At 60.9% G+C, this 22,329-nt stretch carries 25 protein-coding genes; 12 read left to right on the top strand and 13 right to left on the bottom strand.

Going from position 1 to position 22,329, the window contains the following annotated elements:
• Window positions 1-62: 62 nt before the first annotated feature.
• The 4 genes from HBO41_RS12085 to HBO41_RS12070 all read left to right on the top strand — a co-directional run bounded on the left by HBO41_RS12085 (window position 63) and on the right by HBO41_RS12070 (window position 2,859).
• Window positions 63-827, top strand: coding sequence for a helix-turn-helix transcriptional regulator (locus HBO41_RS12085; RefSeq protein ID WP_017139617.1), 765 nt, complete (start codon window positions 63-65; stop codon window positions 825-827).
• 103 nt (window positions 828-930) lie between these two features.
• Window positions 931-1,104 (top strand): DUF1427 family protein, encoded by a 174-nt coding sequence (locus HBO41_RS12080; protein ID WP_017139616.1) that lies wholly within the window; start codon window positions 931-933, stop codon window positions 1,102-1,104.
• 30 nt (window positions 1,105-1,134) lie between these two features.
• On the top strand, window positions 1,135-2,094 hold the full coding sequence (locus HBO41_RS12075; protein ID WP_169986381.1) for a zinc-binding alcohol dehydrogenase family protein: 960 nt from the start codon (window positions 1,135-1,137) through the stop codon (window positions 2,092-2,094).
• Between the two features lie 429 nt (window positions 2,095-2,523).
• Window positions 2,524-2,859 (top strand): DUF6124 family protein, encoded by a 336-nt coding sequence (locus HBO41_RS12070; RefSeq protein ID WP_099549271.1) that lies wholly within the window; start codon window positions 2,524-2,526, stop codon window positions 2,857-2,859.
• Between the two features lie 329 nt (window positions 2,860-3,188).
• On the opposite strand, the gene HBO41_RS12065 is transcribed toward HBO41_RS12070, so the two are convergent.
• The 3 genes from HBO41_RS12065 to HBO41_RS12055 all read right to left on the bottom strand — a co-directional run bounded on the left by HBO41_RS12065 (window position 3,189) and on the right by HBO41_RS12055 (window position 6,288).
• Window positions 3,189-4,217 carry a purine nucleoside permease gene (locus HBO41_RS12065; RefSeq protein WP_169986379.1) on the bottom strand — a complete coding sequence of 343 codons (1,029 nt, stop codon included), beginning with the start codon at window positions 4,215-4,217 and terminating at the stop codon, window positions 3,189-3,191.
• A gap of 14 nt (window positions 4,218-4,231) precedes the next feature.
• Window positions 4,232-5,194: a nucleoside-specific channel-forming protein Tsx gene (locus HBO41_RS12060; protein WP_017139612.1), complete on the bottom strand. Its 963-nt coding sequence runs from the start codon at window positions 5,192-5,194 to the stop codon at window positions 4,232-4,234.
• Window positions 5,195-5,349: 155 nt separating this feature from the next.
• Window positions 5,350-6,288, bottom strand: coding sequence for an AraC family transcriptional regulator (locus tag HBO41_RS12055; RefSeq protein ID WP_017139611.1), 939 nt, complete (start codon window positions 6,286-6,288; stop codon window positions 5,350-5,352).
• Between the two features lie 259 nt (window positions 6,289-6,547).
• On the opposite strand from HBO41_RS12055, the gene HBO41_RS12050 reads away from it, so the two are divergent.
• The 4 genes from HBO41_RS12050 to HBO41_RS12035 all read left to right on the top strand — a co-directional run bounded on the left by HBO41_RS12050 (window position 6,548) and on the right by HBO41_RS12035 (window position 10,020).
• Entirely contained in the window at window positions 6,548-7,807 is a 1,260-nt protein-coding gene (locus tag HBO41_RS12050; protein ID WP_407073962.1) for an ABC transporter substrate-binding protein, read from the top strand.
• A gap of 13 nt (window positions 7,808-7,820) precedes the next feature.
• The gene (locus HBO41_RS12045) at window positions 7,821-8,594 is read left to right on the top strand and encodes an L-iditol 2-dehydrogenase (RefSeq protein ID WP_017139609.1); all 774 of its coding nucleotides are present in this window, start codon (window positions 7,821-7,823) and stop codon (window positions 8,592-8,594) included.
• Window positions 8,595-8,803: 209 nt separating this feature from the next.
• Window positions 8,804-9,451 carry a nicotinamidase gene (locus HBO41_RS12040; RefSeq protein WP_017139608.1) on the top strand — a complete coding sequence of 216 codons (648 nt, stop codon included), beginning with the start codon at window positions 8,804-8,806 and terminating at the stop codon, window positions 9,449-9,451.
• A gap of 212 nt (window positions 9,452-9,663) precedes the next feature.
• A complete protein-coding gene (locus HBO41_RS12035) occupies window positions 9,664-10,020 on the top strand; it encodes a hypothetical protein (RefSeq protein WP_169986377.1) in 357 nt (118 codons plus the stop codon).
• A 39-nt stretch (window positions 10,021-10,059) separates the two neighbouring features.
• Here the strand turns inward: HBO41_RS12035 and HBO41_RS12030 are convergent, their stop codons facing one another.
• The 7 genes from HBO41_RS12030 to HBO41_RS12000 are packed head-to-tail and all read right to left on the bottom strand — an operon-like array spanning window position 10,060 to window position 16,497.
• Window positions 10,060-11,091, bottom strand: coding sequence for an ABC transporter substrate-binding protein (locus tag HBO41_RS12030; protein WP_017139606.1), 1,032 nt, complete (start codon window positions 11,089-11,091; stop codon window positions 10,060-10,062).
• 12 nt (window positions 11,092-11,103) lie between these two features.
• Complete coding sequence (locus HBO41_RS12025; protein WP_169986375.1) at window positions 11,104-12,201, bottom strand: FAD-binding oxidoreductase; 1,098 nt, start codon at window positions 12,199-12,201, stop codon at window positions 11,104-11,106.
• Window positions 12,198-13,541 carry an NAD(P)/FAD-dependent oxidoreductase gene (locus HBO41_RS12020; protein ID WP_169986373.1) on the bottom strand — a complete coding sequence of 448 codons (1,344 nt, stop codon included), beginning with the start codon at window positions 13,539-13,541 and terminating at the stop codon, window positions 12,198-12,200. The genes HBO41_RS12025 and HBO41_RS12020 overlap by 4 nt, the downstream gene beginning before the upstream one ends.
• Window positions 13,538-13,828: a (2Fe-2S)-binding protein gene (locus HBO41_RS12015; protein WP_017139603.1), complete on the bottom strand. Its 291-nt coding sequence runs from the start codon at window positions 13,826-13,828 to the stop codon at window positions 13,538-13,540. The genes HBO41_RS12020 and HBO41_RS12015 overlap by 4 nt, the downstream gene beginning before the upstream one ends.
• Window positions 13,828-14,622 carry an ABC transporter permease gene (locus HBO41_RS12010; protein ID WP_099549278.1) on the bottom strand — a complete coding sequence of 265 codons (795 nt, stop codon included), beginning with the start codon at window positions 14,620-14,622 and terminating at the stop codon, window positions 13,828-13,830. Before HBO41_RS12010 ends, HBO41_RS12015 begins: the two co-directional genes overlap by 1 nt.
• A gap of 4 nt (window positions 14,623-14,626) precedes the next feature.
• Complete coding sequence (locus HBO41_RS12005; protein ID WP_017139601.1) at window positions 14,627-15,472, bottom strand: ABC transporter permease; 846 nt, start codon at window positions 15,470-15,472, stop codon at window positions 14,627-14,629.
• Entirely contained in the window at window positions 15,469-16,497 is a 1,029-nt protein-coding gene (locus HBO41_RS12000; protein WP_017139600.1) for an ABC transporter ATP-binding protein, read from the bottom strand. Before HBO41_RS12000 ends, HBO41_RS12005 begins: the two co-directional genes overlap by 4 nt.
• Window positions 16,498-16,739: 242 nt before the next feature.
• On the opposite strand from HBO41_RS12000, the gene HBO41_RS11995 reads away from it, so the two are divergent.
• From HBO41_RS11995 to HBO41_RS11985, 3 genes are all read left to right on the top strand, one after another.
• Window positions 16,740-17,570 carry an IclR family transcriptional regulator gene (locus HBO41_RS11995; protein ID WP_017139599.1) on the top strand — a complete coding sequence of 277 codons (831 nt, stop codon included), beginning with the start codon at window positions 16,740-16,742 and terminating at the stop codon, window positions 17,568-17,570.
• A gap of 248 nt (window positions 17,571-17,818) precedes the next feature.
• Entirely contained in the window at window positions 17,819-18,391 is a 573-nt protein-coding gene (locus HBO41_RS11990; RefSeq protein WP_169986371.1) for a DUF2239 family protein, read from the top strand.
• Window positions 18,392-18,416: 25 nt separating this feature from the next.
• On the top strand, window positions 18,417-19,772 hold the full coding sequence (locus HBO41_RS11985) for an MATE family efflux transporter (RefSeq protein WP_169986369.1): 1,356 nt from the start codon (window positions 18,417-18,419) through the stop codon (window positions 19,770-19,772).
• Here the strand turns inward: HBO41_RS11985 and HBO41_RS11980 are convergent.
• The gene (locus HBO41_RS11980) at window positions 19,756-20,349 is read right to left on the bottom strand and encodes a TetR/AcrR family transcriptional regulator (RefSeq protein ID WP_169986367.1); all 594 of its coding nucleotides are present in this window, start codon (window positions 20,347-20,349) and stop codon (window positions 19,756-19,758) included. The genes HBO41_RS11985 and HBO41_RS11980 overlap by 17 nt on opposite strands.
• Window positions 20,350-20,490: 141 nt before the next feature.
• Between HBO41_RS11980 and HBO41_RS11975 the strand changes: the two genes are divergently transcribed.
• Window positions 20,491-21,696 (top strand): MFS transporter, encoded by a 1,206-nt coding sequence (locus HBO41_RS11975; RefSeq protein ID WP_169986365.1) that lies wholly within the window; start codon window positions 20,491-20,493, stop codon window positions 21,694-21,696.
• Here HBO41_RS11975 and HBO41_RS11970 read toward each other — a convergent pair.
• The gene (locus HBO41_RS11970) at window positions 21,663-22,028 is read right to left on the bottom strand and encodes a type II toxin-antitoxin system HicB family antitoxin (protein WP_017139594.1); all 366 of its coding nucleotides are present in this window, start codon (window positions 22,026-22,028) and stop codon (window positions 21,663-21,665) included. The two genes, HBO41_RS11975 and HBO41_RS11970, sit on opposite strands and share 34 nt — an antisense overlap.
• Window positions 22,013-22,276: a type II toxin-antitoxin system HicA family toxin gene (locus HBO41_RS11965; protein ID WP_017139593.1), complete on the bottom strand. Its 264-nt coding sequence runs from the start codon at window positions 22,274-22,276 to the stop codon at window positions 22,013-22,015. The genes HBO41_RS11970 and HBO41_RS11965 overlap by 16 nt, the downstream gene beginning before the upstream one ends.
• Between the last annotated feature and the right edge of the window lie 53 nt (window positions 22,277-22,329).

Raw genomic sequence — 22,329 nt, 5'->3', positions numbered from 1 at the left:
CGCTCGGCTTATCGGGTGGCGGTCATTACCATGGCCGCTCACCCTTGATTGATGTGTGCTTCATGGCCCTGGCCGCGCCTCCCGACCTCACTGATCATGCCGTCCCCGTGCAACCACTGGCGCGCACCTACCCCCGTGGGTTGTATGTGGAGCCACACAGCCACGACTGGGGCCAGTTGCTCTACGCCATGAGCGGGGTGATGTGGGTTGAAACACCGCGCGAAGCCCTGGTAGTACCGCCGCAGCGCGCCGTGTGGTTGCCACCGGGTGTGGAGCACGGGATTCGCGTGGTCTCGGACTTGCAGATGCGCAATATCTACCTGCGCCCAGCCTTGGCGGCGACGCTGGACAGCCAGGTGCAGGTGATTGAAGTCGGCGGGCTGCTGCGTGAGCTGATCGTCACGCTGGTTGATCAAGGCGATTACGGTGATACAGCCTATTACGACGCCGTAGTCGGTCTGGCGCTGTTAGAGTTGCAACGCGCGCGGCGCTCGCAGATCCGCATTGCCATGCCACTGGGGGCGGACCGCCGTTTGATAAATGCCTGCCAGGCAGTGATGGCGGCGCCCTCGCTGGAAATCCCCTTTGAGCAACATGCCGAAGCGGCGGGTGCCAGCGTGCGCACCCTGGCGCGGTTGTTCCAGAACAACCTCGGTATGGGCTTTGCCGAATGGCGCCGTCAGGTGCAGCTAGCCACGGCGGTGGCGGAACTGATCCAGGGCCAGTCGGTGAGCGGCATTGCCCGCTCTTTGGGCTATTCGCCGAGCAGCTTCAGCGACATGTTCCGCCGTGAACTGGGTGTGGCACCGTCGCAATACGTCGGTTGAGGCTTTGGCCGAAATCCTGAAGCACTTGGCCGATGCTTCGGGGGTGTGCTCACTACACTGAGCGCATCAACCCACCCGGCGTAAACCCTATGAACTATCCCCTATGAACTATCTCATTTCCCTCGCCATCGGCCTGTTTGTCGGCGTGATCTATGGTGCCCTGGACTTTCGCTCACCCGCGCCGCCTGCCATTGCCCTGGTGGGGCTGATGGGGATGTTGATCGGCGAGAAGCTCTGGCCCATGGGCCGTGAGCTGGTCAGCGGTTGGTTGTCCTGATTTCTTTTTCCACTTCGATGGATATTGGCCATGAAAGCACTGCAATTTTCCGCCACCGGCGACCTCGCCGCCCTCAGTTTCGTTGAAGTCGACAAGCCGCTGCCGGCTGCCGGTGAAGTGTTGGTCCAGGTTAAAGCGGCGGGTTTGAACCCCAGCGACGTTAAAAACGTACTTGGCCGGTTTCCCTACACGACGTTGCCGCGTATTCCCGGCCGGGACTTTGCCGGTGTGGTGGTGGAAGGCCCGCAGCAATTGGTTGGCCAGGCAGTGTGGGGCACCGGCCGTGACCTCGGCTTTTTTGCCGATGGCTCCCACGCGCAGTACCTCACGGTGTCGGCGAAAGGCGTGGCGCATAAACCGACGCATCTAAGCTTTGCCCAGGCTGCCAGCCTCGGTGTGCCGTACACCACCGCCTGGGATGCGCTGGAGCGCAGCGGTGTCGGCAAAGGCACGCGGCTGCTGGTGATTGGCGCCAATGGTGCTGTAGGCAGCGCGGCGTTGGCGCTGGCGAAAATTCGCGGTGCGCAGGTGCTGGCGGCGGTGCGCAAAGCGGATCAGGTCGAGGCGTTGCAGGCGCAGGGCTTCGACGCGATTGCCCTGGGCCAACCGGACGCATTGGGCGGGCAGGTGAATGCGGTGTTCAAGGGCGGCGCCGATGTGATCTTCGACACCACCGGTTTCTGGCTGCCGGCGGCTGTCGCAGGGTTAGCCGCGTTCGGTCGCATAGCGATCATCGCGGCGCCGGTTGATGGGCATGTGCAGCTGCCGGCGCTGGCGTTGTACCGCAAGGGCGGCTCGGTGGTGGGCATCAATTCATTGCTCTACAACTGCGAGCAATGTGCGGTGATGCTGGAGCAGTTTGGGCGGTTTTTTGATGAGGGTTCGCTGCCGTTGCCGACAGGGTTGCGTGAGGTGGCGTTGGCGGATGGGGTGCAGTGCTACGAGGAAGTCAACAAAGGCAGCGCGGACAAGGTCATCTTCCTGCCTTAATGCGGTTAAAAAGTGTGGGAGCTGGCTTGCCTGCGATGGCGGTCTGTCAATCAGAGAGTTATTGACTGATCCACCGCTATCGCAGGCAAGCCAGCTCCCACATTTTGATCTTCACTGGGTTTGAGGACTGTTTTTGATCGGACGTTTCCCACAAAGGTTTCAGGTTGTCGCTCGGAAGCGGGCTGACTAACCTCACTGCCGTCGTTGCCAATTCAGCGGCCGGATTTGACCGTCTGCCCCCCAAATGTATGTGCCGCATCGAATCAGGCGTTTTTTTTACGTCTGCTGTATCGTGTCGCGGCAGCTGTACGCGGGATACCTTAGGGTATGCCGGGCTACTTTGGGACCGGTCGGTCAACCCGCGTATAGCTGCCACCCTATTTCGCTTGACCGCGAAACGTGGCGGCTCCACTCCCGAAGGATTCCACCATGATCAAAGACAGCCCCAACCCCCCAGTCCATCAAGACTACGACACCAGCACCCTGCACGAAGTCGCCTACCGCGCGATCAATCACTATCTCAACCCCGGTAAACCCATTCCTGAATCCAGCGAAGGCATCTTCACCGTGCGCGCAGACTTGGGTACGGAAACCTTGCTGGTCAATGCTTCCCAGGATCTGGCTTCCATCAGTGATATCGCCAACCACCTCGCGTTTGAAATCGAGGGTTCGCAACGCAATGTCGCGCTGGGTATCTGCCGAATGCTGGAAGGTGTGCAACTGCTGGTCGACAAGGCGCTGAATGTGGCCCACCCCGTAGCTTGAATGGGGGGCTAAGATCGTTCCCACGCTCTGCGTGGGAATGCATCCTGTGACGCTCCGCGTCACCTTGCATCCTCTATGGCGGGACGCGGAGCGTCCGGGGCGGCATTCCCACGCGGAGCGTGGGAACGATTTCAACACAAGGTCGCGCTGGGTATCTGTCGGATGCTGGAAGGTTTGCAACTGCTGGTCGACAAGGCGCTGAATGTAGCCCACCCCGTGACTTAAAAGTGTGGGAGCTGGCTTGCCTGCGATGGCGGTCTGTCAGTCAGAGAATGATTGACTGATCCACTGCTATCGCAGGCAAGCCAGCTCCCACATTTTGATTTTTACTAGGCTTCAGGGACGCCTTTTTCCCAGGCCGACCAGTTCTTCAGGATCGCCTGTACCAGCGGATTGCCCGTGCGGTACAGGTTCTCCAGTGCCGGTACAAACCCGCCCTGGTCCGCATACTTCAGCAAGTTGTCCACTTCGCTGTAACCCGGATACGGCCGGTCGAAATCAGAGCCGGCCCGCACCACCGCCAAGCGCTGAATATCCACCAACCCTTCACGGCTGGCGCGCAGCAAGGCTTCATAGGTGGAGTTGTCTTCCTGCTGGGTGGTGCAGTACTCGCCTTTGTTGTCGGTGAGCAACTTGGTCCAGACCTCGGCGCGTTCGCTCAGGCGTGTGCCGGAGAACCAGGTGTTGCCCGCCAAAGTGTCGCAGCGTGTGACTTGCGGCGGCTGGTTGGCCGGCGCGGACGGGTAGTGTTTACGCCAGGCGCTGGATTCCTTGCTTTCGCTCAGCTCTACCTTTTGCGACAAGGCAAACGCCTTGGCCTGCAACTTCGGGTTCAGCTCGAATACTTCGGTCTTGTAGTCCAACGGTGGTTTTTCGTTGGGGCCTTTGGTGTTGATGCCGATGTAACCGGTTGGCCAGTCTTTAGGCGCATCGCGCGAATCCAGCTCCCATTGGGTGCCGAACTCCACCAGGTAATGCGCCCAGGCGGCGGTGCCGATGGTTCCGTGTTTAGGGCTGATGCCGGCGATCCCGGCAATCAGGAAGTAGCTCTGGCGCAGGTCGAACTTGGGCGACAACGCCAGGGCCAGTGTGGACGCGGCGGCGTTGGTCTGGCCCATGCCGGTCACCAGCAGGCACACGTCCTGGGTGTTGCAGCGGATCACCGGGTATTCGGCCGACAGGCCTGGCACACGGACTTCCTGCTTGAGTTCCAGGCGGTCGATCCAGGTTTGCGCCTCGGGGGCGAACATGGTGATCAGCATCACTTTGGGTTTGATCGGCGCCGCAGCATCGGCCAGCACCACGTGGGGCAAAAAGGCCAGGCCGATGGCCATCGAGAGACGGGTAAGCATGTTCATCTATAGCTCCTTGATCAGAATTGGTAACCGACACCGGCGTAGTAGCCCCAGCCATCCGAGCGGGCGCGGAAGTTGCCTTCGCCAAAATTCAGCTCGCTGCCATCCTCCCAGTTGCCGCCGTTGTGGAAGTAACGACCGACCAGGGTGAAGCGCAGGTGGGTGAACGAATACAACAGCACGTTGGTGGCCACCAATGAATTGGCGGTGCGCGCCGGGTTGTCCTTGTGCAAGTCCGAGCCGAAATCGTAGTTGGTAAAGCCGATGTAGGTCAGCGAGGCACCGTTATCGAAGCTGCTGATGGGCACGATGTATTTCATTTGCGCACGGTAGCCGTCCCACGAGTATTCGTTGCTCGCGCCATAGTTTTCCCACTGGTAGCGCCCATAGAAGTTGGCCGACAGGTTGACCCGCGAATGGGTGTCGATGTCGGTGCCCAGGCCGCTGTACAAAGTGTTGGCGCGGTTGGACTTGTTACTGCCGTGGTCGTAGATCCAGTCAAAGGCTACATACCATTCCTTGAACGGACCGATGGCCAAACTGCGGCCGGCCAGGTAGTCGATGGAGATACGCGGCTCATGCTCCATAAATACCGGCGAACCATGGTCCCACGCGCCTTTGTCATTACTGTTACCGATGCCGAGGATTTTCGGCACGTCGATATAGCCATACAGCTCGAACGGGCCTTTGCGGCCGAAATACTCGTATTCCAGGTACACATCATCCTGCGGCTTGGGGCCGAAGCTGATGTCTTTGCTGCCGATCAGGGTCAGGTCCTGGTTGAACCAGTCCGACATGTACACGCCTTTTTTTACCGGGCTGGCTTCCGGGCTTTTGGTTTCAGGGCTGAGGGTTTCGCCCTGTGCTGAGTCATCGGTGGGTTTTTGCTGCGCCAAAATGGGTGCGCTGAGTACTCCCGTAACGGCGGCCAGTAGCAAGGAAACACCAAAACAAGCGGGACGCCTTGAGGTGAGGTGCATTGAAAATCCCTATTCTTACGCGGTTGGAACCCGTTTCTGCGGGTAGTGGTGAACTTGGCGGCCAAGTTCGTTCCGCAAACGTTTGCACGTGGCGTACCAACTTTGCTCAAAGGGTTGAGCAGTATGGAAAAAACAGGGATTAGTCGACCTTTTGGTCAAAATTGGCTGGGTGTCAATTTCTCGATTCGGTTGAATAAATGCATCGCGGTTTCGCGTCGATACTCGCTCGGCGTCTGGTGCATCTCGATGCGAAAGTGCCGGTTGAAGTTGGACAGGTTGGCGTAGCCCACTTCAAAGCAGATGTCCGCCACTGACATGTCGCTTTGCAGCAACAGGCGGCAGGCGCGTTGCACGCGGAACTTGCGCATCAGGTCTATAAACCCGTGACCGGTGTTGCGTTTGAAGAAGCGTGAGAAGCCGGGTTCGCTCATCTGCAGTTGCTGGGCGATGACCGAGAGGCGCAAGTCGCCGGTCAGCTCGCGCATCAGGTAATCGAAGGCTTTGTTGATGCGTTCGGCGCTGCGCGCATCCAGGGTTGGCGCGTAGCAGGGGCTGGCCAGCGCCTTTACCTGCGGCTGGGGTGCATTCTTTAGCGTGTCGAGCAGTTGCAGGAACAGGATCAACCGTTGCAGGCCTTGGGCGTTGCCGATGGCTTCCATCAACCCGGCTGCCTGTACAGCGGTCTCGCCAGTAAATTCAAGGCCGCGCCGGGCCTGTTCGAACAGCGGTTGCAAGTCGCCGAGTTCCGGCAGGGTTTTGCGCAGCGCGAGCAGGGCGGCGCCGTCGAATTGCAGCACCACGTCGCGGCCAGTCAGGTATTCGCCAGGGGCCAGGTCGCCGATCCAGTCGTGGGGCAGGTCGGGGCCGATCAGCGCCACATGCCCGGCGCTGAACGCACCGATATAGTCGCCCGCTACCAACTTGCCACTGCCTTGGCGGATCAGGTGGATCTCAAACTCGGGGTGGTGGTTCCAGCGCGCCAGGTCATACGGGTAGTCATGTTCGAACCAGCGAAAACAGTGGTCCGGCTCGGGCAGGATCACTTCGAGTTCGGCGGGGCGATGTTCGAATAGTTTGTCGCGGCTGACGGGCACGGTAATGCCTCTTATACATTGGATAACGCCAAAATACGCGTACCGGCAATCAGTACGCTACCCCAGGTTTTGCCCGGCACTGATACTTTTTTGACTTTCAAGTGCGGGTTAAAAAAGTATCAGCAGCGCATTCGCCATTCGTTTGTGAGGCCTTGACCAAGCTGCTGTAATCGCAACTCAACAACAAAAACAACAGGTGGATACCGCCATGCTCAAGCTTCCACACGCACTGTTCCTGCTGACTGGCCTGGCGCTGGCCATGCCCAGCTACGCCGCCGACACCGTGACCATCGCCACAGTCAACAACAGTGACATGATCCGCATGCAGCGCCTGTCCAAGGTGTTCGAGCAGCAGCACCCGGACATCAAGCTCAATTGGGTGGTGCTCGAAGAAAACGTGCTGCGCCAACGCCTCACCACCGATATCGCCACCCAGGGCGGGCAATTCGATGTGCTGACCATCGGCACCTACGAGACGCCATTGTGGGGCGCCAAACACTGGCTGGAACCGCTGACCGAACTGCCTGCCAACTATGACGCCGAGGATATTTTCCCTTCGGTGCGCCAAGGCTTGTCGGTCAACAACACCCTGTATGCGTTGCCGTTTTATGGCGAAAGCACCGTTACCTACTACCGCACCGACTTGTTCAAGCAAGCGGGGCTGAGCATGCCTGCGCACCCGACCTGGACTCAGCTCGGTGAGTTTGCCGCCAAACTCACGGTAAAAGATAAAGACCAATACGGCATGTGCCTGCGTGGCAAAGCGGGTTGGGGCGAGAACATCGCCTTGTTGAGCACCATGGCCAACGCTTTTGGCGCACGCTGGTTCGACGAACAGTGGAAGCCGCAGCTGACCAGCCCTGAATGGACGGCCGCCGCCAACTATTACGTAAACACCCTGAAAAACTACGGCCCGCCAGGCGTCTCCAGCAACGGCTTCAACGAAACCCTGGCGCTGTTCAACAGCGGCAAGTGCGCGATCTGGGTGGATGCCAGCGTCGCCGGCTCGTTCACCACCGACAAAACCCAGAGCAAAGTGGCCGACAGTGTAGGGTTTGCCGCCGCGCCGACCGAAGTCACCGACAAAGGCTCTTCCTGGCTCTATGCCTGGTCCCTGGCCATCCCGGCCACGTCCAAACACAAGGACGCCGCCAAGGCCTTTATTGCCTGGGCCACCTCCAAGGACTACATCCAACTGGTCGCCGACAAAGAAGGCATCACCAACGTACCACCGGGCACTCGCCAGTCCACCTACAGCGAGGCTTACCTGAAGGCCGCGCCGTTTGCCCAGGTGACGCTGGAAATGATGAAACACGCCGACCCTGCGCACCCGTCGGCCCAGCCGGTGCCGTATGTGGGCATTCAGTACGTGACCATCCCGGAGTTCCAGGCCATCGGCACCTCGGTGGGCAAGCTGTTCTCGGCGGCGCTTACCGGCGGCATGACGGTTGACCAGGCGCTGCTTGAGGCTCAGTCCACCACCGAACGCGAAATGAAACGCGCCGGTTATCCTAAGTAAACAGGACTTCCTTATGAAACGACTCGAAGGTAAAAGCGCGCTGATCACCGGATCGGCGCGCGGTATTGGCCGCGTCTTTGCCCAGGCTTATATCGCTGAAGGCGCAACGGTTGCCATTGCCGATATCAACCTGCAACGCGCGCAGGCCACAGCCGCCGAACTGGGGCCACTGGCTTACGCGGTCGCGATGGACGTCACGGATCAAGCCTCCATCGACGGCGCGATCGCCACCGTGGTGGCCCATGCCGGCAAACTCGATATCCTGATCAACAACGCCGCACTGTTCGACTTGGCGCCCATCGTCGATATCACTCGCGACAGCTTTGACCGGCTGTTTTCGATCAACGTCGGCGGCACGTTGTTCACCTTGCAGGCCGCGGCCCGCCAGATGATCCGCCAGGGCCACGGCGGCAAGATCATCAACATGGCCAGCCAGGCGGGGCGGCGCGGCGAGGCATTGGTGGCGGTGTATTGTGCGACCAAGGCGGCGGTGATCAGCCTCACGCAGTCGGCGGGTTTGAACCTGATCAAGCAGGGTATCAACGTCAATGCCATCGCGCCGGGCGTGGTGGATGGCGAGCACTGGGATGGCGTGGATGCGCTGTTTGCCAGGCATGAAGGGCTGGCGCCTGGCGAGAAGAAACAAAGGGTTGGGGCCGAAGTGCCGTTCGGGCGCATGGGCACGGCTGAGGATTTGACCGGCATGGCGATCTTCCTGGCCTCCAAAGATGCCGATTACATCGTGGCCCAGACCTACAACGTCGACGGCGGTAACTGGATGAACTAGGTCAAGTGTGGGCCTGGCTTGCCTGCGATGGCGGTCTATCAGTTGCAGTCTTGCTGCCTGACCCACCGCTTTCGCAGGCAAGCCAGCTCCCACCTTTGATCTTTGAGCTTCTTGGACGGCAACACTGTGCTCAAAAAAGTAAACAAAGTGTTTGTGGAGGCAGCCGTCCCTCATGTCTACTTTTACCTGCACCTCACAGGAGTGCCGCCATGCCCCTTGCGAAAACTGCCATTGCCTCATTCGACGTCGACCCTCAAAAGAGTTTCACGCCGCTGTGCCCCAATGAACTGCCGGTGGCCGGTGGCGACCAGATCGGTGCCGAACTCAACTACATGGCCAGTCTTGCCGGTTACCGTGTCGGCAGCAAAGACGCCCATACCCCGCAAGCACCGTGGGTGGTCACGCAACCTGGCGACATGCTCAAGCCCACCGGCCTTGAGCATGCCGACCTTACCTGGCTCAGTCATTGTGTGCCGGGCACTGAAGGCTTCACCTTGCTCGACGAATTACCCACCCCGTATGACTACGACTACTTCATCTGGAAGGGCGTTGAACCCGACCTGCATCCCTATGGCGCCTGTTACCACGACCTGCACGACAAGCTGTCCACGGGGGTTATCGAGTACCTCAAGGCCCAGGGCGTGCGTCGCGTGATCGTGGGTGGCCTGGCCCTGGACTTCTGCGTCAAGACCACCGCCTTGCAACTGCTCAAGGCTGGCTTGGAAGTGGTTCTGCACCTGCCGGCGTGCCGAGGCATCAGCGAGGCGGGTGGTGCGGCGGCGGTAGAGGAGTTGCTCAATGCCGGTGCAGTCATCAGCCGTAGTCGCGAAGAGCTGAGCGCGATGGCCACGCGCTAACTGCAGGCCCGGTAACGTGCTGTGCCGGTGTTTCGTGGCTAGAGCGGTAGTTCTGCGCGTTAAAAAATGAGACGCGTCCTACATCACTCGCTGGGAGTTACTGATTACCCTCTACGCTTTTGCACAAGCGGCCTTGTCTGGCCGGGGGGCGCTATCGCGTGAGGGAGTCAACTGCAAACCGTGTTGCCCGGTTCCTGCCGGAATTTATGCTTATGGTCGTTGTAAGCCTGCTTTCAGGCGGGGCCGCTACCTTTCTGGCGAGCACCACCTATTTGCGCCGCCTTGGCCCGGCGATGCAAACCGGATGTACCGTTGCGCTGTTGCTGGGCTTGATGATTTTATCTGGCCTTGGCCATTGGATGCTGGCACGCGGGCGCGTTGCGTCCTCTGGATGGCAGACGGGCTATTTTGTCCTCTGCTTGATAGTGGTGACACCGACCATTCAATACCGGCCCCACGCGCTGGCTTATCTGTTGGGGGTTGTGTTTCCACTGCTGGGAATACTTCTGCTAAACACTTACCGCTATCACGACATGCGACTGAAACTGGCAAACATTCGCTGCCCGTAGCTCCCGCGCAGTCACGCGGGAGCACACCAGGCCTGCCCGCTACCGCTCGATCGAGCGGCTCCACCGCGCATTCCACTCCGGCCGCGCCTGGTTCACCTGGTCCCAATCAATCGAAATCGCTGTCTGCAAGTAACCTTGCATGGCCTCCACCCGCGCGCGGGTTTTGTCGGTGGTTGGCGTAGTCGGATTCGACGGGATCTGGTCACCTTCTTCCAGCGCCGGCGCCTGGGCTTGGGCGGTCAGCAAGAAGGCCGCAAGTTTCTGTGCCAGTTCCGGCTGGTCATTACGCGCAATCACGCATTCGGCCACGTTGAGCACCACTGCGCCTTCCTTGGGCTGGGCGTATTCCATCGGGATGCCGAGCAATTGCTGCGTGGTGACCTGGGTTGGGGTGAGCGGGAAGATCGCCGCTTCGTCGGTCTGTACCATCTCGGAAATCTTCGCGGAACTGGCGATGTATTCCAGCACGTTGGGGCCGATGGTTTTTGGCCAGGCCTTGAAACCTGGCTCCACGTTGGTTTCGGAGCCGCCCTGGATGCGGTTGAACATCAAGAAGCCGTGCAGGCCGAAGGTGGAAGAGGCCAGCGATTGGAACACCACTTTGTCCTTGAATCGCGGATCGGCCAGGTCCATCCATGAGGTGGGCGCGGCCCAGCCTTTTTCCTTGAACATCTTGGCGTTGTAGCCCAGGCCCGTGACGCCCAGGGTCACGGCGACCGCTTCATCCTTGATTTTGGCCTTGGCCGGGATCTGGTCCAGGGTCGGGTTGGGTGTGAGTTTGTCGCACAGGCCCATGGAAATGGCGCGGTACATGATGCCGTCGTCGAGGAACATCACGTGCATCTGCGGGTTGTCTTTGTTGGCCTGGACCTTGGCGAGGATGTCCGACGAGGTGCCGGGCACAATCACCACCTTGACGTTATTGGCCTTCTCGAACGCGGGCAGCACCTTGTCGGCGTACACCCGTTCCATGGTGCCGCCGTTCATGCCCAAGTATAGCGTTGGCGCGGCATGGGCGGTGGCGGTGAGCAAGGCGAGGGGCAAGCAGGACAGCGCGATACGTGGGTTCATGGGTTTTTCCTCTCAGGCTTGGAAACGACGAATGGAAAACGCTTCGATGGGTTGGCGGCTGGCGCCTGTGCAGACGATCTCTGCCAGGGCTTCACCGACGGCGGGGCCGAGCTGGAACCCGGCGCCGGCAAAGCCGAAACCGTGGAGCAGGCCAGGTTGGGTGCTGCTGGGGCCGATCACCGGTTCATGATCGGGTAAGTAACCTTCGGTGCCGCTCCAGGTACGAATCGCCTGGGCACCCTTGAGAAACGGGTACAGTTCGCCGGCGTTGCGCAGAATCTCCAAAACTGCCGCTTGCCCAGGGCGCGCCGTCAGCGGGCCAAGGGCAAAACCACGGCCGCCGCCGAGGATGCAATTGCCACGGGCGACCTGCCGCGCATAAATCCCGCCGCCTTCAACGCCGGTGCTCACGTTCATCACCACCGGCAGCGGCTCGGTCACCAGCATCGCCGGGTGTGCCGAGGTAATCGGCACCGGCTCGCCAAATTGCGCGGCAACCGTACCGGCCCAGGCCCCCGCGCAGTTCAGCAACCACGGCGCGTGCAGGTGCAGGCCATTGGCGCAGCGCACCTGGAAGCACTGGCCGTTATGTTCGATCTGAGTCACTTCGGCCTGCTCGTGCACCGCCGCGCCAAGGCGCTGCGCCGCACGGGCGAAAGCGGGCGACACCAGGCGCGGGTTGGCATGCCCGTCTTCAGGGCACAGCGAGGCGCCCACCGCGATATCCCCGACCCAAGGGAAGCGAGCGCGCAGTTCGGTGTAATCCAACAACTGCAAGCCCAGGCCAAAGCCACGGGTCTGTTCGGCATAGGCTTGCAGCGCGGCGAAATCCCCATGGCTGCGCGCCAGTTTCAAATGCCCGGACCGCACATACTCGCCGTCGATGCCGATCAACCCCGGCAGGTCGGCCCACAGTTCATGGGCGCGTTGTGACAGTGGCAGTTGATGCAAGGGGCGGCCCTGGCGGCGCACACCGCCGTAATTCACGCCGCTGGAGTGCGAGCCACAAAAGTCTCGCTCCACCAAGGCCACACGCTGGCCTTTTTGCGCGAGCATCAACGCCGCCGAGGCGCCGACGATGCCGCCACCCAACACGATCACGTCGATCATGGCTGCACCTGCACACCAAACGGCAGCGGCTTGATCGGCGCCTGACCGCGCAGGCGGCCAACGTCTTGTATGGCGCGACCGCTGCGTTCGGCCACAACCTCTGCTGCCGCCAGCCCACACATGCGGCCCTGGCAGCGGCCCATGCCGACCCGGCAATGGGCTTTGACCCGGTTGATTTCCCAGTGGCCTTCATCGACGACGGCGCGTACGTCGCCGACGCTGACTTCTTCGCAGCGGCACAGGATTAACTCATCCGGCGCCTGTGCAGCCCATTGCTCGGGGAAAGGGAACGCGGTTTCCAGCCCACGGCGAAAGCGCTGGATACCCGCCAGTTGCTGCTCAAGCAGCGTTGGGCGAAGCGGATCGATGGCAATGCCTGAATCTTCCAGGACCGCCAACGCCGCACGTTCACCGGCCATCTGCGCGGCATCGGCGCCCATGATCCCGGCCCCGTCACCGGCCAGGTACACGCTGCTGACGCTACTGCGCCCGGCACTGTCGCGCTGTGGCAGCCAGGCGCGATTCAAGCTGTTCCAGGCAAATTCACAGCCGAGCAAATCCGCCAGTTGCGTCTCGCTGCGCAGCGCATGGGCGAACGCCACGGCATCGCATTCCACTACGTGCTTATCCCAGCGGATGCCACGCACCCGTTGCTCGCCGTCGATTTGCTGGAGCGTCGCGCCCTGATACACGGGAACCCCATGGGCAGTGAGCCAGGCACGGTAATAAATGCCTTTGGCCAGGGTCGCCGGTTGCCCCAGCAGCGCCGGCAAAGCACGGCACTGGGCACTGAACGGCGCGCTGTCGAGCACCGCCACCACCTTGGCCCCGGCCTTGGCGTATTGGTACGCGACCAGATACAGCAACGGCCCGCTGCCACACAACGCCACGCGTTCTCCGATGGCGCAGCCCTGGTATTTCAACGCGATTTGCGCAGCGCCAAGGCTGTAGACACCAGGCAAGGTCCAGCCGGGCACCGGCAGAATGCGGTCGGTGGCGCCGGTGGCGACGATAATCTGCGCGTACTCCACGCTTTCGGCGTAGCCGTTAGTCAACATATCCAGGCGACCGTCCTCGGCATTCCACACCAGGGTTTCGGGCCGGTAGTCGATCAGCGGCGCCAACTCATCCAGTGTGCGGTGTACGGCCGTAGCCTTGCCCGCCTCAAAGCCATACAGCTGCTTGGCCGAGCGCTGAAAATTAGCCGGTTGGCGCCGGTAAATCTGCCCGCCGCCGCGCAGGCTTTCATCCACCAGGCAAGGCTTGACGCCATGGTCGAGTAAGGTGCGCGCCGCGCTGATGCCCGCCGGGCCTGCGCCCACAATCACGATCGGTTTCATGCCTGACGCCCCGGATCGCGGCTGATCGCCTGGCCCTCTTGCAGCAGCGTCGAGCAAGCCCGCACACGGCGCCCATCCTCCAGCCGCACCCAGCAGTCCTGGCACGCGCCCATCAGGCAGAAACCGGCGCGGCGTTCGGCGCTGAAATCGCTGCCGCGCAGGTGCTCGGCGCAGGTCAATATGGCGGTGAGCAACGTGTCGCCCAGCAAACCGGTGGCCGGTTGCCCGTCGAGGGTGAAGGCCAGGGCAGGGCGCCGGGTTTCGGCCAAGCGTTTGAACAAGGCCATCAATGTTTCCCCACCAGTACGCGGTCCAGGCCATACACCCGGTCGAGCAGGACCATGGTGGCTGCGGTGAGTGCAATGACCAGCGCCGAGACCGCCGCCATCATCGGGTCGATGGACTCGGTGGCGTACACGTACATGCGCACCGGCAGGGTTTGCGTGGCTGGCGAGCTGACAAAAATAGACAGCGTTACTTCATCGAAACTGTTGATGAACGCCAGCAACCAGCCGCCGGCCACGCCCGGCAGAATCATCGGTAAGGTGATTTGACGGAACAGCGTGAAGCGCCCGGCACCCAGCGACTCGGCGGCTTGCTCGGCACTGCGATCAATCCCGATGGCCGCCGCCAGCACCAGGCGCAGCACATACGGCGTGATGATCACCACGTGCGCCAGCATTAGCCAGGTGAAGCTGCCATTGACGCCCATCAGCGCAAAAAGACGCAGCATCGCCACGCCCAGCACCAGGTGCGGGATGATGATCGGCGAGAGGAACAACGCGCTGAAAAAGTTGCGCCCCGGGAACTGATAACGGCTGATCGCCAAGGCGGCGGGCACTGCAATCAACGTGGCCAATGTGGCGGCGGTAAACGCCAGGATCAGGCTGTTGTAGAACGCCTGGATAAAGTCGGCACGCTCGAACACCGCCCGAAACCAGCGCAGCGAGAAGCCCGAGGTGGGCAGGCTCAAGGTGTTTTCCGGGGTGAAGGCCACCAGGCACACCACCACCAGCGGCGCCATCATGAACAGCACCACCACACCATGAAAACCGAGGGCCAAAGGACCGTTTCTGGACATGCGCTTAAACCCCCAGGGACTTTTTGTAGCGGCCTTCGACCATGCGGTTCCAGCTCAGCATGATCAGCAAATTGACCAACAGCAGCACCACCGCAATGGTCGCGCCCATGGGCCAGTTGAGTTCCGAGAGGTACTGGTCGTACACCACGGTGGCGACCATTTTCAGGCGGCGTCCGCCGAGCAGGCCGGGGATCGCAAACGAACTGGCGGCCAAGCCGAACACGATCAAGGTGCCGGACAGCACGCCCGGCATCACTTGCGGCAATACGATCTTGCGCATCACCGTGGCCTGGCTTGCGCCCAGCGACAACGCCGCCTGTTCCGCCGACGGGTCGAGCTTTTGCAGCGAGGTCCATACCGGGATGATCATGAACGGCAGCATCACGTGCACCAGGGCGATCACCACGGCGAACGGCGTGTACAGCAGCTTCACCGGGCGCCCGCCGAGGAATTGGATGACTTGGTTGACCAGCCCATCGGCGCCGAGCAACAAGCTCCAGCCGAAGGCGCGCACCACCACCGAAATCAGCAGCGGCGTGAGGATCAAAATCAAAAAGATTGAGCGCCACGGCGTGCCCATACGGCTGAGGATGTAGGCTTCGGGTACGCCGATCACCACGCACAGCAGGGTCACCAGGGCGCTGATCCAGAAGGTGCGCCAGAAGATCTCGTAGAAGTACGCATCGCTGAACAGCGACAGGTAGTGGGCAAAGGTCCACTCACCAGCCTTCACGCCCACCTGGTAGTCGAACACGTTGAACGACAGCACCAGGGTCATGAACAGCGGCAGGATCAGCAGGCCGCTGAACAGCAGCAGCGCCGGCAGCGACAACAGATAACCGCGGCTCATGCGCGCACCTCATCGGCCGCCAGCACACGCAGCAATTCGGCGTGCCAGTCCAGGCCCACCGGCGCGCCGCAGCCGAGCGGCGCGCTGCCGTCATTGCTGCGTACCACGGTAATTTCGCCCAGAGACGTTTGGATGCGGTAGAGCCACTGGCTGCCGAAGAAATAACTGTCGAGAACCTTGCCCTGCAGGCGGCCTGCGCCGGCATCCACCAGCTGGATTTTTTCCGGGCGCAGGCTCAGTACCAGTTCGCCTTTGCCGCCGACAAGACGCACTTGCGCAGTGCCGAATTCGTCATAGTCACCGGCCAGCAGGTTGGCCTTGCCGACAAAGTCCGAGATAAACCGCGTACGTGGGTGTTCGTAGAGCTTGTAGGGCGCGTCGATCTGGGTCACGCGCCCGGCCTGCATCACCACCACGCGGTCGCTGATCGACAGCGCTTCGGCCTGATCGTGGGTGACCATCAAGGTGGTGATGCCCACGGCGCACTGGATGCGGCGGATTTCAAACTGCATTTCTTCGCGCAGGTTGGCATCGAGGTTGGACAGTGGCTCATCGAGCAGCAGCACGGGCGGCTCGATCACCAGCGCACGCGCCAGGGCCACACGTTGGCGCTGGCCGCCGGACAATTCACGCGGGTAGCGCTCGGCGTGCGGGGCCAGGCGTACCAGTTCCAACACGGTTTTGACTTTGCTGGCGATTTCGGCGGCCGGCACTTTGCGCATCTTCAGGCCGAAGGCCACGTTGTCACGCACGCTCATGTGCGGGAACAACGCATAGCTCTGGAATACCACGCCCAAGCCACGGCTGGCGGGTTTGGCGTGGGTGATGTCGCGGCCGTCGAGCAGGATCTGCCCGCCGCTCACGTCCACAAAACCGGCGATCATTTGCAGCGTGGTGGTTTTGCCGCAGCCCGAAGGGCCGAGCAGGGAAACGAACTCGCCTTTTTCCACCGCAAGGTCGGTGGCGACCACAGCGTCGACGGCGCCGTAGCGTTTGCTCAAGGCGTTGAGTTGGAGAAAAGCCATGTCTGCGTTCCACCTTTTTTGAGACGCGTCGAAACGCGCTTTTTTGTTTTGGGCAGATGCGAAAAGAGTGTTGCGGGTGCGTTGGCGCTCGATCTCACGTCGGCTGCTCGTTGTTGTTCATTTCGCCCCTGTGGACGCAGATTAGGACGAAGACTAGGATGGGCGGAAGATGGAATTTCACTGAACGGACTATTATTTTCAATTTTATTCATTCACCAGAATGTATACCGAGATTAAGTGTTATGAATTCCACTGAACGGAATGAAAACGGTAAGGAAGTCGGCGCTGGGAGCGTCTCTCGGCTGTTTGCGTTATTGCGCACGTTGGGCGAAGTGCCCGAAGGCGGTGAGCGCGTGACTCAGCTCGCGCAGCAAGTCGGGCTGTCGCAACCCACCACGCACCGGCTGCTACGCAGCCTGATGGAGGAGGGCATGGTTGAGCAGGATGCGCGCAGTAAGCGCTATCGCCTGAGCCTGGAGTTCTTCGCCCTGGCGGCCAACGCGGGCAAGACTGGTAATTTGCGCGATCTGGTGCGCCCGAGCATGTTGCGCCTGAGTGCTTCATTGGGCGATTCGCTGTTTTTGCTGGCGCGCAGCGGCTTTGATGCGATCTGCCTGGACCGCAGCGAAGGGCCGTATCCGATTCGCACCTTCACTGGCGATATCGGCGGGCGCGTGGCGCTCGGCGTGGGGCAGGGCAGCCTGGCGATTCTGGCGTTCTTGCCGGAGGAGGAGCGTGAGACGGTGATTCGCTACAACCTGCCACGCCTCAAGGATTTTCACCTGTATGACGAGGTGTTGTTGCGCTCCGAGGTCGAGAATGTGCGGCGTCTGGGTTATGCGGCGCGTAACACCGGCGTGCTCGAAGGCATGGCCGGGTTGGCGGTGCCGATTCTGAATCGCGACGGGCACGCGGTGGCGGCGCTGAGTGTGGCGACCATCAGTGACCGCTTGGGGCCGAGCCGGTTGCCGATGGTGGTGGAGTTGCTCAAGCGCGAAGCGGCGGCGATCGGGCCACGGATCAACCCGTTTGATCCGACGTTGCGTCGGCCGTCGCAGACCTTTGGTGGCTAGCTCATCTCAACGCAATGAAGATCCGCTTTTGTGTGGGAGCTGGCTTGCCTGCGATGGCGGTAAACCAGTCGCCGAAGATGCAAGCTGCCAAATCGCAATCGCAGGCAAGCCAGCTCCCACAGGTTCAGGTTGCAGCTAACGCGACAAGTGTGTGGCCGCGCCGACGGTTTTTACCGCATCGGTTTGCGGATTATTGAAATATAGTTAATATAATCCGGGTAAAATAAATATCGCCCGGGTAATAATAAATGCCTATTCAAAATACAGCAGTCTGCACTGCCTTTGTCCGTCACCAACGCGTGGCAGCCGGCGCCTATTCCCAGGTGGCCGAAGCGCTGGCGGGCCTTGACCTGCCCACCGGCAGTTTCCTGGTCTTCGACGATGCCACCGGCACCCAGGTCGATTATCCGTGGCCTGCGGATTATGCGCCTGTCCAAGCGGCACCGGCCCAAGTCGATGAAGCCCCTCCCGCGACGCCTTCGGTCGGGCGTCCCAAGCTGGGCGTGGTTGCGCGGGAAGTCACTCTGCTGCCGCGCCACTGGGAATGGCTGGGCCAACAACGTGGCGGCGCGTCGGCAGCGTTACGCCGGTTGGTGGATGAAGCGCGCAATGTTCACGCAGCCCATGATCAAATGCGCCAGGCTAAAGAAGCCAGCTATCGTTTCATGAGCGCCCTCGGCGGTGACCTGCCAGGGTTTGAAGACGCGTCACGGGCGCTGTTTGCCCATGATGGTGCTGACTTTTCCCATAAGATCGCGCATTGGCCGGTAGACGTGCAGACGTACCTGGCCTGGCTATCACGCAATGCCTTTACCGCATAACAATAATTCAAGGATTCAAACCAGCATGGACGTCACCCCAAAGCGGCCGTTGTGGCAGATCTACCTGATGTTTTTGGCACCCATGGTGCTGTCCAACTTCCTGCAAAGCTTTTCCGGCACCCTCAACGGCATCTATGTCGGGCAGATGCTCGGCACCCAGGCGCTGGCGGCGGTGTCGGGGATGTTCCCCATCGTATTTTTCTTTATTGCGTTGGTGATCGGCCTGGGGGCGGGCGCTTCAGTGTTGATAGGGCAAGCCTGGGGCGCCCAGGAAACTGCGATGGTCAAGGTGATTACCGGCGCCACCCTGACACTTGGCGCGCTGGTGGGCTTGATCGCGGCAGTGCTGGGCAGCCTGTTCGCGCGCCCGGCGTTGCAGGCGTTGGGTACGCCAATCGATGTGCTCGACGACGCAGTGGGTTATGCCCAGATGATGATGTTGATCATGCCGCTGTTGCTGGTGTTTATCCTCTACACCCAGCTGTTACGGGGAGTGAGCGATACGGTTTCGCCGTTGCTGGCGTTGATGGTCTCGACCCTGGTCGGCCTGCTGCTGACCCCGGCGCTGATCCGTGGCTGGATCGGCCTGCCACCCATGGGGATTCAGAGTGCGGTGTATGCAGGCTTGGTGGGCAACGCGTCGGCCATGCTGTTTCTGATTTTGCGCCTGCGGCATAAAAACCATGTGATGGCGCCGGACCGTGAACTGCTCGCGGCCTTGCGCCTGGACCGGGCCATCCTCGGCAAGGTCCTGCGCATCGGCTTGCCAACCGGCTTGCAGATGGTGGTGTTGTCGCTGTCGGAGCTGGTGATTCTGGCGCTGGTCAACGGTCACGGCTCACAAGCTACGGCGGCCTATGGCGCGGTGACGCAGATCGTCAACTATGTGCAGTTCCCGGCGCTGTCGATTGCGATCACGGCCTCGATCCTCGGTGCCCAGGCGATTGGTGCCGGGCGTCTGGAGCGTATCGGGCCGATCCTGCGCACCGGGCTTGTGATCAATCTGTGTCTCACCGGTGGCTTGATCCTGTTGGGTTACTTGTTGTCCCACTGGTTGCTGGGTTTGTTCATCACGGACGACGCGGCGCGGCTCAATGCCGAGCACCTGCTGCATATCATGCTGTGGAGCATCCTGGTGTTCGGGTTCCAGGCGGTGATCGGCGGGATCATGCGCGCCAGCGGCGTGGTGTTGATGCCGGTGGCGATTTCGATCTTCTGTGTGCTGTGTGTCGAGTTGCCAATGGCGTATCTGTTCAACGCGCACTTCGGCCTGGAAGGCGTGTGGATGGCGTTTCCGGTGACCTACCTGGCGATGCTGGTGTTGCAGACCGCCTATTACCGCTTGGTGTGGCGCCACAAGCAGATCAAACGGCTGGTGTGACAGGTTGCTTCAGGCCTTGCAGTAACAGTTCCAGGCCCTGCAAACCTTCTTGCAGGCGCACGTGTGGGTGTTCGTCACGGGCGATCCACAGGGCCGTGTTGACCAGGCTGCCATTGATCAACTGAGCCAGCGCGACGCTGGGGGCTTGCGCGATGACACCGGCCTGCATCATCGCCTCCAGCAACTGGCGCAGGGATTCCACGCATTGTTGCTGGGAACCGGTATCACCGAGTACCGCAGGCGCATCCTGCAACACGATGCGTTGGATCTCGCCATCCTGGGCCATGCGCAAATAGGCGCGGCAGCGCTCACAAAAGCCGCTCCAGGGCTCCTGCGCCTGGTCGCTGATGCCTTGCAGGCGCGCGTCCATCTCCGCGTCGATCTCGGCGACCACCGCCGCCAATAAACCTTTCTTGTCGCCGAAGTGATGGTACAACGCACCGCGTGTGAGGCCGGCGCGCGCGGTAAAATCATCCATCGAAGTGTTGGCGTAGCCTTGGGTAGCGAAGGCTTGGCGAGCGCTGGCGATCAGCCGGGCACGGGTGGCGTCGATCATTTCGGTACGGACTCGGCTCATGGGTAAGGCTCGCGTTATCTCAGTGAGTGATTGACATACGCTGCGTATGTTACGCATGATTTGTCACATACGCACCGTATGTATTTTGCCTTGATACCTGCAAATCGCAAGTTTCAAGAGTTGAGGAAGAGGTTAAGCAGGATGGCAAATCCCTACGCCGAGTTATTCCAGGCCCCAGGCAGCCGGGCGTTTGTACTCGCGGGCATGCTTGCGCGCATGCCGATTTCGATGACCGGCATCGGCCTGATCACCATGCTCTCGCAAGTGCATGGCGGTTATGGCCTGGCAGGCGCGGTGGCGGCGGTGTTTGCCTTGGCGACGGCATTCTGCGCGCCGCAGGTGTCCCGCCTGGTGGACCGCTATGGCCAAGGTCGGGTGCTGCCGGTTGCGGCGCTGATCGGCGGCGGAGCGTTGTTGCTGCTGTTGCTGTGCACACGCTTGCAGGCGCCAGCCTGGACGCTGTTTGTGTTCGCCGCACTGGCTGGTTGCATGCCGAACATGTCGGCCATGGTACGGGCGCGCTGGACCGAGCTGTACCGCGGCCAGCCCAGGCTGCAAACCGCGTTTGCTCTGGAGTCGGTGCTTGATGAGGTGTGTTTTATTATTGGCCCGCCAATTTCGGTGGGGCTGTGCGTGGTGCTGTTCCCGGAAGCGGGGCCGTTGGTGGCGGCGTTGCTGTTGGCGGTTGGCGTCACCACGTTTGTGCTGCAGCGCGCGACAGAACCGCCGGTGCACGCGCAACAAGACCACCACGGGCGCTGGTTGATCGCTTCACCGTCGGTATTGATCCTGATGATCCTGCTGCTCGCCATGGGCGTGATCGTGGGTGTGGTGGACGTGGTCAGCGTAGCCTTTGCCCAACACCAGGGCCAACCGGCGGCGGCCAGTATCGTGCTGTCGGTGTATGCCATCGGCTCGTGCCTGGCGGGTTTGGCCTTTGGCATGCTCAAGCTCAAGGCGCCGCTGCCTCGGCAATTTCTGTTTTGCGGCGTGGCCACGGCGTTGACCACATTACCTTTACTACTGGTGACCAATATCCCTGGTCTGGCGGCGGCGATCTTTATCTCCGGGCTGTTCTTTGCCCCAACGCTGATCGTATCCATGGCCTTGGTGGAGCAGGTGGTGCCGCCCAGCCGCCTGACCGAAGGTATGACCTGGCTGATCACCGGCCTGAGCATCGGCGTGGCCATTGGTGCAGCCAGCTCCGGTTGGATGATCGACCACTTTGGCGCTGCCAGCGGGTTCTGGGTGGCATTGGCGGCCGGGGCGGTGGTGTTGGGCTCGGCGGTGTTTGGGTATCGGCGCTTGGGCGGTCAGCCGAGCGTCGGTAAAGGTTCTGCGCAGTGATGTTGCAAAAACTCATTCAACGCCTGCCGCGTTAGGTCATTGAGCGTTACTTTCTTGCGCGTCGCTGCCAGGGCCGCCGCCAAATGCAGGTCGTGGCCGACGCGTACGTTGAATGAACCCTTGCAAGGTTTCTCCGGGGTTTGCCCCAGCGCCTGGCAGGTTACGAGGTAGTCATCCACGGCCTCACGGAACGCCGCGTCCAGCTCGGCGACGGTTTTGCCTTCGTAGCTCACCAGTGCCTTGATGAACAGCACCTTGCCGAACAGGCAGTTGTCTTCGAGGCTGGCTTCGATAGAGCCGATGTAGCCTTGGTGTTTCAGTTGGTTGTCCACTGAATCAGTTCTCCTGATTTCAATTGTTCGATGATCTGGCGCCGAATGTAGTGTTTCAGTTCGTTGCCAGGGTGAGGCCTGTGCAAGGTGATCATTGCACTGGGGTTGCCGATATCGAATTTTACGCGGCTTCCAGCCCCTTCAATCTGTCTGTAGCCGAGCTGGTGCAGCAGCGTTACCAGCTCAGGCCAGGTAAAAGCCATGTGCTCATTGAGCAGTTTGGCGAGCAGCTTTTCATTTTTGGACACGGCGTTCCCTGCGTGTAACTAAATGTAGTTGCAAAAAGTGGTGTTCGTCAATG

The sequence above is a fragment of the Pseudomonas sp. WS 5146 genome (genome assembly GCF_012985495.1).
Classification (GTDB): Bacteria; Pseudomonadota; Gammaproteobacteria; order Pseudomonadales; family Pseudomonadaceae; genus Aquipseudomonas; species Aquipseudomonas edaphica.
The sequence above is the reverse complement of the archived record's forward strand: the minus strand, read 5'-3'. Positions and strand labels throughout refer to the sequence as shown.

What these genes read in the sequence shown, in the direction of transcription:
- HBO41_RS12085 (WP_017139617.1), top strand. Translation starts at nt 63, where the DNA reads ATGGCCCTGGCCGCGCCTCCCGACCTCACTGATCATGCCGTCCCCGTG.
- HBO41_RS12080 (WP_017139616.1), top strand. Translation starts at nt 931, where the DNA reads ATGAACTATCTCATTTCCCTCGCCATCGGCCTGTTTGTCGGCGTGATC.
- HBO41_RS12075 (WP_169986381.1), top strand. Translation starts at nt 1,135, where the DNA reads ATGAAAGCACTGCAATTTTCCGCCACCGGCGACCTCGCCGCCCTCAGT.
- HBO41_RS12070 (WP_099549271.1), top strand. Translation starts at nt 2,524, where the DNA reads ATGATCAAAGACAGCCCCAACCCCCCAGTCCATCAAGACTACGACACC.
- HBO41_RS12065 (WP_169986379.1), bottom strand. Translation starts at nt 4,217, where the DNA reads ATGAACATGCTTACCCGTCTCTCGATGGCCATCGGCCTGGCCTTTTTG.
- HBO41_RS12060 (WP_017139612.1), bottom strand. Translation starts at nt 5,194, where the DNA reads ATGCACCTCACCTCAAGGCGTCCCGCTTGTTTTGGTGTTTCCTTGCTA.
- HBO41_RS12050 (WP_407073962.1), top strand. Translation starts at nt 6,548, where the DNA reads ATGCCCAGCTACGCCGCCGACACCGTGACCATCGCCACAGTCAACAAC.
- HBO41_RS12045 (WP_017139609.1), top strand. Translation starts at nt 7,821, where the DNA reads ATGAAACGACTCGAAGGTAAAAGCGCGCTGATCACCGGATCGGCGCGC.
- HBO41_RS12040 (WP_017139608.1), top strand. Translation starts at nt 8,804, where the DNA reads ATGCCCCTTGCGAAAACTGCCATTGCCTCATTCGACGTCGACCCTCAA.
- HBO41_RS12035 (WP_169986377.1), top strand. Translation starts at nt 9,664, where the DNA reads ATGGTCGTTGTAAGCCTGCTTTCAGGCGGGGCCGCTACCTTTCTGGCG.
- HBO41_RS12030 (WP_017139606.1), bottom strand. Translation starts at nt 11,091, where the DNA reads ATGAACCCACGTATCGCGCTGTCCTGCTTGCCCCTCGCCTTGCTCACC.
- HBO41_RS12025 (WP_169986375.1), bottom strand. Translation starts at nt 12,201, where the DNA reads ATGATCGACGTGATCGTGTTGGGTGGCGGCATCGTCGGCGCCTCGGCG.
- HBO41_RS12020 (WP_169986373.1), bottom strand. Translation starts at nt 13,541, where the DNA reads ATGAAACCGATCGTGATTGTGGGCGCAGGCCCGGCGGGCATCAGCGCG.
- HBO41_RS12015 (WP_017139603.1), bottom strand. Translation starts at nt 13,828, where the DNA reads ATGGCCTTGTTCAAACGCTTGGCCGAAACCCGGCGCCCTGCCCTGGCC.
- HBO41_RS12010 (WP_099549278.1), bottom strand. Translation starts at nt 14,622, where the DNA reads ATGTCCAGAAACGGTCCTTTGGCCCTCGGTTTTCATGGTGTGGTGGTG.
- HBO41_RS12005 (WP_017139601.1), bottom strand. Translation starts at nt 15,472, where the DNA reads ATGAGCCGCGGTTATCTGTTGTCGCTGCCGGCGCTGCTGCTGTTCAGC.
- HBO41_RS12000 (WP_017139600.1), bottom strand. Translation starts at nt 16,497, where the DNA reads ATGGCTTTTCTCCAACTCAACGCCTTGAGCAAACGCTACGGCGCCGTC.
- HBO41_RS11995 (WP_017139599.1), top strand. Translation starts at nt 16,740, where the DNA reads ATGAATTCCACTGAACGGAATGAAAACGGTAAGGAAGTCGGCGCTGGG.
- HBO41_RS11990 (WP_169986371.1), top strand. Translation starts at nt 17,819, where the DNA reads ATGCCTATTCAAAATACAGCAGTCTGCACTGCCTTTGTCCGTCACCAA.
- HBO41_RS11985 (WP_169986369.1), top strand. Translation starts at nt 18,417, where the DNA reads ATGGACGTCACCCCAAAGCGGCCGTTGTGGCAGATCTACCTGATGTTT.
- HBO41_RS11980 (WP_169986367.1), bottom strand. Translation starts at nt 20,349, where the DNA reads ATGAGCCGAGTCCGTACCGAAATGATCGACGCCACCCGTGCCCGGCTG.
- HBO41_RS11975 (WP_169986365.1), top strand. Translation starts at nt 20,491, where the DNA reads ATGGCAAATCCCTACGCCGAGTTATTCCAGGCCCCAGGCAGCCGGGCG.